Genomic DNA, 12,620 nt, shown 5'->3' with positions numbered 1-12,620 from the left:
CTGTCGAGGCCCCCGTGACAATTGAAATTCCCGCCCATATGCATCCCAGCCGCTCGTTTCAGGGGCTGATCCTGACCTTGCACAACTATTGGGCGGCCTATGGCTGCGTCATCCTGCAGCCCTACGACATGGAGGTCGGCGCCGGCACCTTTCATCCGGCAACGACGCTGCGCGCGCTCGGCCCAAAGCGCTGGAACGCCGCCTATGTCCAGCCTTCGCGTCGTCCCAAGGATGGCCGCTATGGCGAGAACCCGAACCGGCTGCAGCATTATTACCAGTATCAGGTGATCCTGAAGCCGAACCCGCCCAACTTGCAGGAGCTCTATCTCGGCTCGCTGGCGGCGATCGGCGTCGATCCGCTGCTACACGACATCCGCTTCGTCGAGGACGATTGGGAAAGCCCGACACTGGGCGCCTGGGGGCTGGGCTGGGAATGCTGGTGCGACGGCATGGAAGTGTCGCAATTCACCTATTTCCAGCAGGTCTGCGGCATCGAATGCGCGCCGGTTGCCGGTGAACTGACCTACGGGCTGGAGCGGCTGGCCATGTATGTGCAGGGCGTCGACAATGTCTACGACCTCAACTTCAACGGCCGCGAAGGCGCCGACAAGGTCACCTATGGCGATGTCTTCCTGCAGGCCGAGCAGGAATATTCGCGCCACAATTTCGAATACGCCAACACGGCGATGCTTTTGCGCCACTTCGAGGACGCCGAGGCCGAATGCAAGGCGCTGCTCGATGCCGGCGCGCCGGCGTCCAACGACAATCTGCCGATGCACCGCATGGTTTTCCCAGCCTACGATCAGTGCATCAAGGCCAGCCATGTCTTCAACCTGCTCGACGCGCGCGGCGTGATTTCGGTCACCGAACGGCAGAGCTACATCCTGCGGGTGCGCAATCTGGCCAAGGCCTGCGGCGAGGCATTTCTGAAGACGCAGGCGGGTGGCTTGGCGGCCTGAGTTCAGGTCCGCTTCATCATCTCGAGGGAAACGTTGATCGGCGGTACGCTCTGACCGCTGGCACCGTCGATCGTGCGCAATGCCTGCCGCACACCCGGCATCGAGAAGGCGCCGTGAGCCTGCGCGGTGAAGCAGGCGCTGAGTGCGAGGATCTGCAGAAGTCTGGATGCCGTTTTCATGGTCGTTGAGCCAAATGTTCCCTGCCTGAGCGTGGGTCGCTTCAGCGCTGCGTTCGGTTCATGGAAATCTTTGATCCAAGGACGGGTGGCATCGCCTCGTCCCGACAGCACAGCCAAAATTTCTGGAAAGGGTGACAGCGGCCAGCCGAGTTGCTATGCCCTTCTTACCTCCCCCTCGATGGGGGAGGTCGCCGCGAAGCGGCGGGTGGGGGTGCTAGCGCGGTTTTCTATGCCGAAGCTTGACCGGTTCAAGTTGCAATCCGCGCAACGGCTCCGTGCGGCAATGACCGACGAGGAACGCATCCTGTGGCGGCATCTGTGGCGCATTCCAGTCGAAGGCACTCATTTCCGCAGGCAGGCGTCGGTCGGGATCTACTTCCCCGATTTCATCTCGCACCGCCTGAAGCTGATCATCGAGGTAGACGGTGCCCATCACAGCTTCGATGACCAGCAACGCCATGACGAGCGTCGAACAAAATGGTTCGAGAGCCAGGGTTATCGCGTCGTCCGCTTCTGGAACCATGAAATCAAAAACGAACTGGATTCCGTGCTCGATACGATCTATGCGGCGGTGGAAGAACAGAAATCACACCTGCGTTTGCGTGATGGTGCCGAAGGTATCGGCGGCTGAGAGGCCGCCACCCCACCCCGGCGCTACGCGCCGACCCTCCCCATCAAGGGGAGGGTGGGGAGCTTAGCTATGCCTGACCTGCTTCTAGAACTCCGCTCGGAAGAGATTCCTGCCCAGCCGCGCGACCGCAGCGCCGGAGGCGTGAGGACGCGCAAACAGGAAAATGGCATGCGGGCGGAGACACTCTGATGCCGGATTTGTTGCTCGAACTTCGCTCCGAGGAAATCCCCGCCCGTATGCAGCGCAAGGCGGCGGGCGATCTCAGGAAGATGCTGACCGACGGTCTGGTCGAGGCGGGGCTGACCTATGACGCGGCGCGCGAGTACTGGACGCCGCGTCGTTTGACGCTCGATGTCAGGGGCCTGACCGCACGCTCGAAGGATATCCGCGAGGAGATCAAGGGTCCGTCGACATCAGCGCCGGAACAGGCGGTCCAGGGTTTCCTGCGCAAGGCCGGGCTTTCATCGATCGCCGAGGCGCATGTCCATTCCGACCCGAAGAAGGGGGATTTCTACATCGCCCATATTTCGAAGCCGGGCAGGGCGGCGGAAGAGATCATCGCCGAACTGGTGCCGGGCATCATCCGCAATTTTCCGTGGCCGAAATCGATGCGCTGGGGGCCGGCCTCGGCCAAGCCAGGCTCGCTGCGCTGGGTGCGCCCGCTGCAATCGATCCTGTGCACCTTCGGCCCGGAGACCGAGGAGCCTGTCGTGGTCGATTTCGAGATCGACGGCATCCGCTCCGGCAACATCACCTACGGCCACCGCTTCCATGCGCCTGATGCCATCACGGTGCGCCGCTTCGACGACTATGTGTCCAAGCTGGAAGCGGCGAAGGTCGTGCTCGATGCCGACCGGCGCAAGGAGATCATCCTTGCCGATGCCCGCAATCTCGCTTTTGCCAACGGGCTCGACCTGGTCGAGGACGACGGGCTGCTGGAAGAAGTGTCCGGGCTGGTCGAATGGCCGGTCGTGCTGATGGGCGAGTTCGAAGAGGCTTTCCTGGCCATTCCGGCCGAGGTGATCCGGCTGACCATCCGCGCCAACCAGAAGTGCTTTGTGACGCGGCCGCAGGGTGTCGCCGAGGCGCTTTCCAACCGCTTCATCCTCACCGCCAACATCGAGGCGAAGGACGGCGGCAAGGAGATCGCCCACGGCAACGGCAAGGTGGTGCGCGCTCGCCTGTCCGACGCGCTTTATTTCTGGACCACCGATCAGGGCGATTTGCCTGACCTCGGCGAGCTCGAGGCATCGGCGGAAAAGTTCGGGCTTGATCTTGGCAAGCCGCTCGATCAGCGCATGGCCCGGCTCGACCATCTTGGCGTGACTTTCCACGCCAAGCTCGGCACGCAGGGCGAGCGAGTGGAGCGGATCAAGTACCTGGCCGAGGAACTGGCGCCGATCATGGGCGCCGATCCCGCGCTGGCGTGCCGCGCTTCCGTGTTAGCGAAGGCTGACCTCACCACCGAAGTGGTTGGCGAGTTTCCGGAACTGCAGGGCGCAATGGGCCGCAAATATGCATTGCTGCAGGGCGAGCATGCTTCGGTCGCCGCTGCGGCGGAAGAACACTACAAGCCGCAAGGCCCTTCCGACCGCGTACCGAGCGATCCGGTTTCTATCACCGTGGCGCTCGCCGACAAGCTCGACACGCTGGCCGGCTTCTGGGCCATCGACGAGAAGCCGACCGGGTCGAAGGACCCCTATGCGCTGCGTCGAGCGGCGCTGGGTGTGGTGAGGATCATACTGGAAAACAGGATCAGGCTTTCCCTGGGTGTCGCCATTGCGGCGACGGTGGCCTCGGCGCTCGCCGCCTATGAACGGTTCGGCGAGGGGGCCGAGAGCCGTGGTGTGGTCACGATGCTCGATTCCCGCATCCGCGAGTACAAGGGGGCAAGCCAGCTGTTGTCGGAAGCGGGCTTGATCTCCAGATTGTTGAAAGGTGGGCTGGCCAACGCAAATTCGCAAACCTTTGGCTCGGCCGATCAGGAACGAGAGTTCTTCGACGGCCAGCGTATGATGGAGTTGGAAGCATCGCTTTCGCCATTCATCGCCGATCTCGTCGCCTTCTTCCACGACCGCCTGAAGGTCTACCTCCGTGACCAGGGTGCCCGCCACGACCTCATCGATGCCGTCATCACACCGCAGTCCGACGACCTGCTGCAGATCGTGCGCCGGGTCGAGGCGCTCGGCTCCTTCCTCGACACAGAGGATGGCAAAAACCTGCTTGCCGGCACCAAGCGTGCCGCTAACATCCTGGCTGCCGAGGAGAAGAAGAAAACGGCGGTCGCCGAAAACGTTGAGCCGGCGCTGTTTCGCGAGAATGCCGAGAAATCGCTGTTTGCGGCGGTGAATCAGGCTGAGAAGCAAGCCGGCGAAGCGATTCAAAACGATGACTTTTCCGGCGCTCTGCTGGCGCTTAGCGTTTTGCGTGAACCGGTTGATTCATTCTTTGAGCATGTCCTCGTAAATGACGAGGACTTGTCCGTTCGCGCCAACCGCCTGGCGCTGCTCGCCCGCATCCGCGCGGCGACCGGTCAGGTCGCGGATTTCTCGAAGATAGCTGGTTGAGAAGCTAAGAAAAAATCTTCCGGTCGGCCGTTCGAGCCGGCTTACAGTCATATGACGATGATCTCTCCGTGGCAAAAGGGACATGTTCCCCAACCCACGGAGGCTTCCATGAATTCCGATCACGAAATCGAAGTGACAGAAGAAACCCCGGCTCCCGCCGAGGTGCTTGAATCCGCTTCCGAAACCATCCTCGATCACGCCGCCGCCGCTGCGGTCGAAGCCGCTGACCTGTCGGATGACGACGAAGACGGCGATGAGTCCGGCGACGCCGAAGCTGCCACGCTCTCGGATGACGACGAAGAAGACGACGAAGAAGACGAAGATGAAGATGAGGACGAAGACAACGCCGACGACAGCGTGAAGGCTGAAGCCGACGACGAAAAGTCCGAAGAAGAAGCTGAAGACGGCGAGTCCGAAGAAGACGACGACACGGAAGAAGCGGCCTGATTTTTTCAGCCGCCGATTCTATCGATGGCAGGGCGGCGCTGACGCGCCGCCCTTTTCTATCAGTCGTCCCGGGCGACGGCCCGGTCAGTTCTCAAGAATGTTGACGCGCACGCTGTTTTCGTAGACGTCGACCTGAATCAGCGGTTCACCATTGACGATGGCGCGCTTGGTCGACGAACTCATCGCGCCGCCACGCTCCAGCATGCGTTGCAGGTCGGCGCGCTGGTCGTTGGTCCTGAACCAGCCATCGCCCTCATCGTCGCTGTCACGGCGATGGAATTTGTGCCAGTTGGCGCGATCCTGCCGCACCATCTGCGCGGCATTGTCCAGCGCATAGCCGTCACTCGCCTGATGGTCGCGATCGGAAATGCGCGCGACGTAAGATCCCAGCATGTCGTCGGCATGAGCCGCTCCGACGCCAAGCAGTGACGTCAGCAGAAGGCCTGCCGCGGTGACGATTCCAGATTTTCTCATGATCAATCCCCCTTTACCCCTAGCGATGAAATCCCGTCTGCCAGAACCGCCTGACGAAATCTAGGCTATGGCGTTCCACGGCAGACATAAACCGGGACGGAGTTTGCGTGGCAATGGTGCGCCGGGCGCCAGACCGCAGTCAAGCCATGTGGCAGCCGGGTAGGGTCTCAAGTTGAATGGGCTCTGAGCCACCAACGACCGCTACAATGCCAATGGCGGCCAGAGGAGGTAGAACAGCATCACGGCAAGCAAGGCGCCAATTGTCCCAAACGATAACACCGCCACAGAAATCCAGATCGCTCGCCTGATCCGCACCTGGGTTACCCTAAGCCTGTCTTTGAGCCGGGGCTACTTGGTGTAGCCGTTGGGAGGCATGCGCTGACCTGCTGCCGGCGCCGGGGCGCTCGGCGGGGCGGGTTGGTTCTCGGCGTTTCCCGAGGGGGGCTGCGGAGGCGGTGGCCGTTGCCGGCGCAGTGCCGGCCGCCGGCGCGGTGCCAGCGGCCGGCGCGGCACCTGTCGCTGGTGCGGCGGTTGGCGCCGGTGCTGGGAAATCGGGACCGGTAACACCGCCACGAATGACCATCGGGCCTGGCTGGAAGCCGTGCCTGGCCTCGGGCTTTTCCGGGATCGCCGCCACCTTTTCATAGGTGACGTCGGGCTCTGCTGCGCCAAGTGCCACCACCGACCGCGCATCCTTGGCTGCTTCGGCGGTTTTAGGCTGGTTGGGGGCACCAACCCTGACGATCGATGGTGTCGAGGACGGCGCGCCGGGAAAAACCAACGACGAGGCCTGAGCCCCACCGGTCACCGCGGCCAGAACGATCCCCATCAGTATGCGCACAGACACTGACATAGCTCCCCTTTTTGCCCAGAAGCTGCTCAATAGCAGGCCGCAATTGATGCGGGCTTTCGCGGAAACGTAGCATTTTAGGAATTGATAAATCACCAATGTCCCGTTTGGCCAACCGTTGCCTTGCCCATCAGCCGACTTGCCCAACGGCCGCCATCGTACTACGCACCCCGCATCTGTGAGGTGACGAGAGTGGCTGAAATACTTGGCTCGGGCGAGGCGCTGGAGCAGGCGCTGGCGCTGCTCAGGGGTGGCGATGTCGTCGCCATACCGACGGAAACCGTCTACGGGCTTGCTGGCGACGCCACCAACGGCATCGGCGTGGCGCGCATCTTCGAAGCCAAGGGGCGCCCGCGCTTCAACCCGCTGATCGCCCATGTCGCCGACATGGCGATGGCCGAGCGCCTCGCGCTGTTCGATCCGCTGTCGAAGAAACTGGCGCTGGCATTCTGGCCCGGCCCGCTGACGCTGGTGCTGCCGCAGCGGCCCGGCAACGGCATCCATCCGCTGGTCACGGCCGGGCTTGATACGATTGCCTTGCGCATGCCGAGGGGCTTTGGCGGCGACCTGATCGCCAGGCTCGGCCGCCCGCTTGCAGCACCCAGCGCCAATTCATCCGGCAAGATCAGTGCAACGACCGCGCAAGCGGTGGCGGCCGATCTCGGCGCGCGGATAAAGCTGGTGGTCGATGGCGGCGCGACGCCGGTCGGGCTGGAATCGACCATCGTCAAGGTCGAAGGGGACAGATTGCGGCTGCTGAGGCCCGGCGGCATTGCCGCCGAGGAGATCGAGGCGGCCATCGGCATGGAACTGTTGCGCGGCGGTGCCGCCGGCGTCGAGGCGCCGGGCATGCTAGCCTCGCACTATGCGCCGGGCGCCGCGATGCGGCTCAACGCCGGGACGGTCGGCGCGGGCGAGGCCTTGCTTGGCTTCGGCCGCCAACGGGCGGACGGCTGGCGCCGCGCTGCCGCTTTCCTCAACCTGTCTGAATCAAGCAACCTGCGTGAAGCGGCGAGCAATCTGTTCGCCTACATGCAGGAACTCGACCGCAGCGGCGCGCCGACCATCGCCGTCGAGCCGGTTCCCTTCGACGGTCTCGGTGAGGCGATCAACGATCGCCTCACGCGTGCCGCCGCCCCTCGTGACATCTAACAGCCCGCGACATAGTTTTCCCTGATGACCGAAATTTCAGAGACCCTCGACCCTGCTCTCATCGATCGCTTCGCCGCGATCGTCGGCGACAAATATGCGCTGCGTGATCAGCAGGACATCGCGCCCTACCTCATTGAGCGGCGTGGGCTTTGGCACGGCGCGACATCGCTGGTGCTGCGGCCGGGCAGCGTCGACGAGGTCAGCCGGATCATGCGGCTGGCGACCGAAACAGGCACGCCAATCGTGCCGCAAAGCGGCAACACCGGGTTGGTCGGCGCCCAGGTGCCAGACACCTCCGGTCGCGAGATCATCCTGTCGCTGTCGCGGCTGAACCGCATCCGCGAAATCGATGTCCTGTCCAACACGGTGACGGTAGAGGCCGGTGTCATCCTGCAGACGCTGCAGGAGGCGGCCGATGCCGCCGACCGGCTGTTTCCGCTGTCGCTGGCCGCGCAAGGCTCCTGCCAGATCGGCGGCAATTTATCGTCCAATGCCGGCGGCACCGGCGTGCTTGCCTACGGCAATGCGCGCGAACTCTGCCTTGGTGTCGAGGTGGTGCTGCCGACCGGCGAGGTGTTCGACGATCTGCGCAAGCTGAAGAAGGACAACACCGGCTACGATCTGAAAAACCTGTTCGTCGGCGCCGAAGGCACGCTCGGCGTCATCACCGCAGCCGTGCTCAAGCTGTTTCCAAAGCCGAAGGGGCGCGAAGTGGCCTTTGTCGGCCTGTCGTCACCTGAGGCCGTACTTTCCCTGTTCAGCCTGGCCATGGACCGTGCCGGGGCAGCACTGACCGCCTTCGAACTGATCGGCAAGCGGCCATATGATTTCACGCTGGCGCATGCCCAGGGCGTCGTGCGGCCCTTGGTCGACGACTGGCCGTGGTATGTGCTGATGCAGATTTCATCAGGCCGTTCATCGGAGGATTCGCGAGCGTTGATCGAGGACGTGCTCTCGGCAGGCCTCGAACAGGAATTCGTCGGCGACGCCGTCATCGCCGCAAGTCTCGGGCAGGGGGACGCCTTCTGGAATTTCCGCGAGCTGCTGCCCGAGGCGCAAAAGCCGGAGGGCGCCTCGATCAAGCACGACATTTCGGTACCCATTGCGTCGATCCCGCGTTTGATCGCGGAGGCCGCCGGCGCCGTAGCGTCGGTGAGCGCCGGTGCCCGCGTCGTGTGCTTCGGCCATATGGGCGACGGCAATCTCCACTATAACATCTCGCGGCCCGTCGACGGCGACGACGAGGCGTTTCTCGCCCTCTATCATCCAATGAATAAGGCGGTGCACGACGTCGTGCGCAGCCTGCACGGTTCGATCTCGGCCGAGCATGGTATCGGCCAGTTGAAGCGCGACGAACTGATCGCCACCGCGCCGCCGATGGCGATCGATCTAATGCGAAGGGTAAAGGCGGCCTTCGACCCGGCCGGCATCATGAATCCCGGTAAGGTTATCTGATCCTTTCAACATCTTGTTGCTGGTGGGATTCCGATAACCATCCCTGAGATCAGCAAAATTTAACCGACTTTCTTAAGCGGGGCGGTAAGGAGCCCGCGCTACTGTCTCCTCACAAACGAGGCTGGAAAAACCGGCCCGGAGAGAACCGGACACCGGCTCTCAGGAGACAGACAGGAAGGCACTCTATGAACACCGGACTGAAGCCAGTCTGGGCGGGACGCAACATGCGTCTCGACCCATTTCGCCTGCCGCAAGTGGTTAGCTACGCGACACGCGACGACTACGGCGATGTGACCTTTACCATCGACCAGCGCGGCGCCGTGATCCGCCGCCTGCTCGAGATGAGCGGCCTGCCGGCGATCATCGTTCTACCCGCCAATGCGTTCCGCGGCGTTGCCGCCCGCGCCATGGAGGACCCGGACGGCAATGTCACGGTGACCCTGGAACTCCTGCACAACGACCCGATGCTGTCGGTGCCGCTGCTGGTTGCCGACGATCTCGACGATGTCGCCGCCGACTGGCGCGCCTGGGCCGATGCCTACCGTCTGCCGATGCTGCTGATCGAGATCGGACGGCGTCGCTCGCACCCTGGAAGAATCGCTCGGCGCCGCCATCAAGACGTTGCCGCCGCAGGATCGCCGCAAGGGCCGCATTTCCAACACGCGCCGTCCGCGCTTCCTCGCTCGCCGCAGGGCCGGCGACCTTGGTCTCAGGCTGGTCATCGACGGCCAGGAGATTATTTCAAGGGACTAGCCCACTTCTCCCCGTCACTATACGGGGAGAAGTGCCCGGCAGGGCGATGAGGGGCAGCGCTCACCTAAGTGTTTGGCCACCACTTTAAGACTAGTTGAGTGTGCGTTGTGTCGCCGCTGAACCTCTCGCCTTCCCTCCAAGGTCGGCGCTGCCCCTCATCCGGCTGCCGCCACCTTCTCCCCGTATAGTGACGGGGAGAAGGAGACTAAACCAGCGGCTTCAGCGCCACCCACACCGCACCGCCGATCAGGCCAAGGAAGATCAGCCAGCCGACCTGGTTGTTCGACCTGAACAGCCGCAGGCATTGGTCCGGATTGTCGATATCCAGAACCGCGATCTGCCGGGCCATATGGGCGCCGGCGGCGATCAGCCCTGCCAGCGCCACCACCGGAGCCTGCGCCGACGCAAAGGCGATGGCGAAGCAGACCAGCGCACCGCCATAGAGCCCTGCCAGCCACGCTTTGGTGTTGTCGCCGAACAGGCGTGCCGTCGAGCGCACGCCGACAATGGCGTCATCTTCCTTGTCCTGATGTGCGTAGATCGTGTCGTAGCCGATCACCCACAGGATCGAGCCGATATAGAGCATCACGGCGGGTCCATCGAGATCGCCGAACTCGACCGCCCATCCCATCAGCGCGCCCCAGGAAAAGGCAAGGCCGAGCACCAGTTGCGGCCAGTTGGTTATCCGCTTCATGAACGGATAGATGGCGATGATCGCCAGCGAGCAGATGCCGAGCAGGATGGCAAAGCTGTTGAACTGGATGAGCACCACGAGGCCGACCAGGGCCTGCAGGGCAACAAACAGCCATGCCCGCCGGCGCGTGGCCTTGCCCGACGGCAGCGGCCGCGAGCGCGTCCGCTCGACCTGGTTGTCAATGTCCTCGTCGACGAGGTCGTTGTAGGTGCAGCCGGCGCCGCGCATGGCGATGGCGCCGGCCAGGAACAGCACGAGATACCAGGGCGCCGGCAGCAGCGAGAGCAGCGGATCGCCGGGACGCGGATAGGCGCTCGCCGCAAGGGCAGCCGACCACCAGCACGGCCACAGCAGCAGCTGCCAGCCGATCGGCCGGTCCCACCGGGCAAGCTGCGCATAGGGCCATATCGAGCGCGGCAGCACGCGATAGACCCAGTGGCCGTTCGGCGCATCGGCGACACGGCCCTGGGCCGCTTTCGACTGGATAGGTTCCATCTCCATGGAGTGGCAGCAGCGGCGGAAACCGTCAAGCGGCAAGCGGAGACGCGGCGCCCGTCAGCCTTTCACGAGGCAAAGATGTCGCGGGTGGCGAACCAACCCTTCGCCACGTCGACGAAGGCCAGCGCCGCATTCGACACACGCTGATGCGTGTCATAGGTGAGCAGGATCCGCTGCATGGGTAGCGGATCCGACAGCGGCTTGCAGATGAGCGGCAGGCCGTCATAGCTGCGATCACCGTGCGGGCGGGTGTAGCTGACCGCGACGCCGAAGCCGTTGGCGACCATGGAGCGCTGCAGTTCGAACGAGCTTGTCGTCGTGTCGGCCACAGGCGAAAGGCCGCGGCTGCGAAACAGGTCGAGCATGTGCTGCCAGCTGTGCGGCTGGTCCGTGGTGATCAGCGGATAGGCGGCCAAATCGGCAAGGCTGACTGTTGGGCGATCCGCCAGGGCATGGCCTGCCGGTAACAGCGCGTGCGGGCGAAGTTCGCGCAGTAGGATGCGGGCGAAATGCGTCGGCAGGCTGAGGTCATAGGTGAGGCCGAGATCGATGGCCGCATCGCCGAGCCGCCGCCCAAGCGTCTCGAAGGTTTCGTCGCGGACGACGACCTTGACGGCTGGATAGCGTTCGGAGAAGGCGCGCAGAAGGGCCGGCGCGAAGAACGGTGCCAGATCCTCGAAGCATCCCAGCACCAGTTCTCCGCTGACAGCCGATTTGCTTGAGCCCAGGCCGATGAGTTCCTCCGTCTCGGTGAGAACCTGCCTTGCCTTGGCCACGACCGCGCGGCCGAACGATGTCGGCGACACGCCGCTTCCCCTCTGGCGGACAAACAGTTTCTGGCCGAAATTCTTTTCGACGGCGTCAATGGCCACCGAGATCGACGGCTGCGAAACGTTCAGCACCTTGGCCGCGCCGGTGACGCTGCCATGACGCGCCACGGCGACCAGATAGCGCAACTGCGTGAGGGTCACATTCATAGGTAAGCTCTATGTGCTGGATGGAAAGTTATTATTTTACTGAATGAATGAGGGTTGCGATAGTCGGTTCATTCCAAGAGGAGAACGCCATGGCTTCCCAAGCTGCCACCCACACTTCCAACGCCTCCATGATCGATGCGGGCACCATCGCCGACTATCAGCGTGACGGTGCTGTCTGCATTCGCGGCGCCTTCAAGGGCTGGGTCGACACGATTGCCGCCGGCATCGAGCGCAATATGCAGAACCGCAGCGAAACCGCGTCCGACATAGCCAACGGCCGCGGCAGTTTCTTCGACGACTACTGCAACTGGGAGCGCATTCCTGAATTCGTCAGCGTGGTGCGGGACTCGCCCGTCGCCGAACTGGCAGCGGCGGTGATGCAGTCGCGCACCGCGCAGTTCTTCCACGATCATGTGCTGGTCAAGGAGCCCGGCACGCAGAAGCCGACGCCCTGGCATCAGGACATCCCCTACTACTTCGTCGATGGCCAGCAGACCGTGAGCTTCTGGATCCCCATCGACCCGGTGAAGGAAGCGACGCTGCGGCTGATCGCCGGTTCGCACAAATGGGACAAGATGATCCTGCCGGTGCGCTGGCTCGACGACAGCAATTTCTATGCCGGCGAGGGCGACTATCTGCCTGTGCCCGATCCCGACAACGATCCGTCGCTGAAAGTGCTCGAGTGGGAAATGGAGCCGGGCGACGCCATCCTGTTCGACTTCAGGACCGCGCATGGCGCGCGTGGCAACCTGACCGCGGCGCGACGCCGGGCGCTGTCGCTGCGCTGGGTCGGTGACGATGCCCGCTATGTCGAACGGCCGGGGCGCACCTCGCCGCCCTATCACGGCCATGGCATGCAGCCGGGCGAGAGGCTGCGCGAGGACTGGTTTCCAGTCGTCTACCAGGGCTGAGGCGGGCCAGAATATGGGCGCCGCAATTCGGCGCCCATATTCGGCCGGGGATAACGTTCCCGTGCGCAATTCG

At 63.4% G+C, this 12,620-nt stretch carries 12 protein-coding genes and 1 pseudogene; 8 read left to right on the top strand and 5 right to left on the bottom strand.

Going from position 1 to position 12,620, the window contains the following annotated elements:
- Positions 1-14 precede the first annotated feature (14 nt).
- Positions 15-959 (top strand): glycine--tRNA ligase subunit alpha, encoded by a 945-nt coding sequence (locus tag HB777_19420; GenBank protein ID QND65861.1) that lies wholly within the window; start codon positions 15-17, stop codon positions 957-959.
- 2 nt (positions 960-961) lie between these two features.
- On the opposite strand, the gene HB777_19415 is transcribed toward HB777_19420, so the two are convergent.
- Positions 962-1,138, bottom strand: a complete 177-nt coding sequence (locus HB777_19415; protein QND65860.1) for a hypothetical protein — start codon at positions 1,136-1,138, stop codon at positions 962-964.
- A gap of 229 nt (positions 1,139-1,367) precedes the next feature.
- Between HB777_19415 and HB777_19410 the strand changes: the two genes are divergently transcribed.
- The 3 genes from HB777_19410 to HB777_19400 all read left to right on the top strand — a co-directional run bounded on the left by HB777_19410 (position 1,368) and on the right by HB777_19400 (position 4,783).
- Positions 1,368-1,769, top strand: a complete 402-nt coding sequence (locus HB777_19410; GenBank protein ID QND68827.1) for a DUF559 domain-containing protein — start codon at positions 1,368-1,370, stop codon at positions 1,767-1,769.
- Between the two features lie 188 nt (positions 1,770-1,957).
- On the top strand, positions 1,958-4,336 hold the full coding sequence (locus tag HB777_19405) for a glycine--tRNA ligase subunit beta (GenBank protein QND65859.1): 2,379 nt from the start codon (positions 1,958-1,960) through the stop codon (positions 4,334-4,336).
- A gap of 108 nt (positions 4,337-4,444) precedes the next feature.
- Entirely contained in the window at positions 4,445-4,783 is a 339-nt protein-coding gene (locus HB777_19400) for an ATPase (protein ID QND65858.1), read from the top strand.
- Positions 4,784-4,867: 84 nt separating this feature from the next.
- On the opposite strand, the gene HB777_19395 is transcribed toward HB777_19400, so the two are convergent.
- Together HB777_19395 and HB777_19390 are read right to left on the bottom strand one after the other, a co-directional pair.
- Complete coding sequence (locus HB777_19395; protein ID QND65857.1) at positions 4,868-5,257, bottom strand: hypothetical protein; 390 nt, start codon at positions 5,255-5,257, stop codon at positions 4,868-4,870.
- Between the two features lie 325 nt (positions 5,258-5,582).
- Positions 5,583-6,104 carry a hypothetical protein gene (locus HB777_19390; GenBank protein QND65856.1) on the bottom strand — a complete coding sequence of 174 codons (522 nt, stop codon included), beginning with the start codon at positions 6,102-6,104 and terminating at the stop codon, positions 5,583-5,585.
- Between the two features lie 195 nt (positions 6,105-6,299).
- On the opposite strand from HB777_19390, the gene HB777_19385 reads away from it, so the two are divergent.
- The 3 genes and pseudogenes from HB777_19385 (at position 6,300) to HB777_19375 (ending at position 9,467) form a co-directional block, all read left to right on the top strand.
- Positions 6,300-7,259, top strand: a complete 960-nt coding sequence (locus HB777_19385; protein QND65855.1) for a threonylcarbamoyl-AMP synthase — start codon at positions 6,300-6,302, stop codon at positions 7,257-7,259.
- A gap of 24 nt (positions 7,260-7,283) precedes the next feature.
- Positions 7,284-8,714 carry an FAD-binding oxidoreductase gene (locus HB777_19380; GenBank protein ID QND65854.1) on the top strand — a complete coding sequence of 477 codons (1,431 nt, stop codon included), beginning with the start codon at positions 7,284-7,286 and terminating at the stop codon, positions 8,712-8,714.
- A 185-nt stretch (positions 8,715-8,899) separates the two neighbouring features.
- A pseudogene (locus HB777_19375) lies at positions 8,900-9,467 on the top strand (hypothetical protein).
- Between the two features lie 205 nt (positions 9,468-9,672).
- Here the strand turns inward: HB777_19375 and HB777_19370 are convergent.
- Both HB777_19370 and HB777_19365 read right to left on the bottom strand, forming a co-directional pair.
- Complete coding sequence (locus tag HB777_19370; protein ID QND68826.1) at positions 9,673-10,656, bottom strand: 4-hydroxybenzoate octaprenyltransferase; 984 nt, start codon at positions 10,654-10,656, stop codon at positions 9,673-9,675.
- A gap of 68 nt (positions 10,657-10,724) precedes the next feature.
- Positions 10,725-11,636, bottom strand: coding sequence for a LysR family transcriptional regulator (locus HB777_19365; protein ID QND65853.1), 912 nt, complete (start codon positions 11,634-11,636; stop codon positions 10,725-10,727).
- An 89-nt stretch (positions 11,637-11,725) separates the two neighbouring features.
- On the opposite strand from HB777_19365, the gene HB777_19360 reads away from it, so the two are divergent.
- Positions 11,726-12,547 carry a phytanoyl-CoA dioxygenase gene (locus tag HB777_19360; protein ID QND65852.1) on the top strand — a complete coding sequence of 274 codons (822 nt, stop codon included), beginning with the start codon at positions 11,726-11,728 and terminating at the stop codon, positions 12,545-12,547.
- Positions 12,548-12,620: the final 73 nt, after the last annotated feature.

This window comes from Mesorhizobium loti (genome assembly GCA_014189435.1).
In the GTDB taxonomy this organism is placed as follows: domain Bacteria; phylum Pseudomonadota; class Alphaproteobacteria; order Rhizobiales; family Rhizobiaceae; genus Mesorhizobium; species Mesorhizobium loti_G.
Note: the sequence above shows the minus strand (reverse complement) of the source record. Positions and strands in the feature narration are given on the sequence as shown.

What these genes read in the sequence shown, in the direction of transcription:
- HB777_19380 (QND65854.1), top strand. Translation starts at nt 7,284, where the DNA reads ATGACCGAAATTTCAGAGACCCTCGACCCTGCTCTCATCGATCGCTTC.
- HB777_19365 (QND65853.1), bottom strand. Translation starts at nt 11,636, where the DNA reads ATGAATGTGACCCTCACGCAGTTGCGCTATCTGGTCGCCGTGGCGCGT.
- HB777_19400 (QND65858.1), top strand. Translation starts at nt 4,445, where the DNA reads ATGAATTCCGATCACGAAATCGAAGTGACAGAAGAAACCCCGGCTCCC.
- HB777_19360 (QND65852.1), top strand. Translation starts at nt 11,726, where the DNA reads ATGGCTTCCCAAGCTGCCACCCACACTTCCAACGCCTCCATGATCGAT.
- HB777_19415 (QND65860.1), bottom strand. Translation starts at nt 1,138, where the DNA reads ATGAAAACGGCATCCAGACTTCTGCAGATCCTCGCACTCAGCGCCTGC.
- HB777_19395 (QND65857.1), bottom strand. Translation starts at nt 5,257, where the DNA reads ATGAGAAAATCTGGAATCGTCACCGCGGCAGGCCTTCTGCTGACGTCA.
- HB777_19410 (QND68827.1), top strand. Translation starts at nt 1,368, where the DNA reads ATGCCGAAGCTTGACCGGTTCAAGTTGCAATCCGCGCAACGGCTCCGT.
- HB777_19405 (QND65859.1), top strand. Translation starts at nt 1,958, where the DNA reads ATGCCGGATTTGTTGCTCGAACTTCGCTCCGAGGAAATCCCCGCCCGT.
- HB777_19370 (QND68826.1), bottom strand. Translation starts at nt 10,656, where the DNA reads ATGGAACCTATCCAGTCGAAAGCGGCCCAGGGCCGTGTCGCCGATGCG.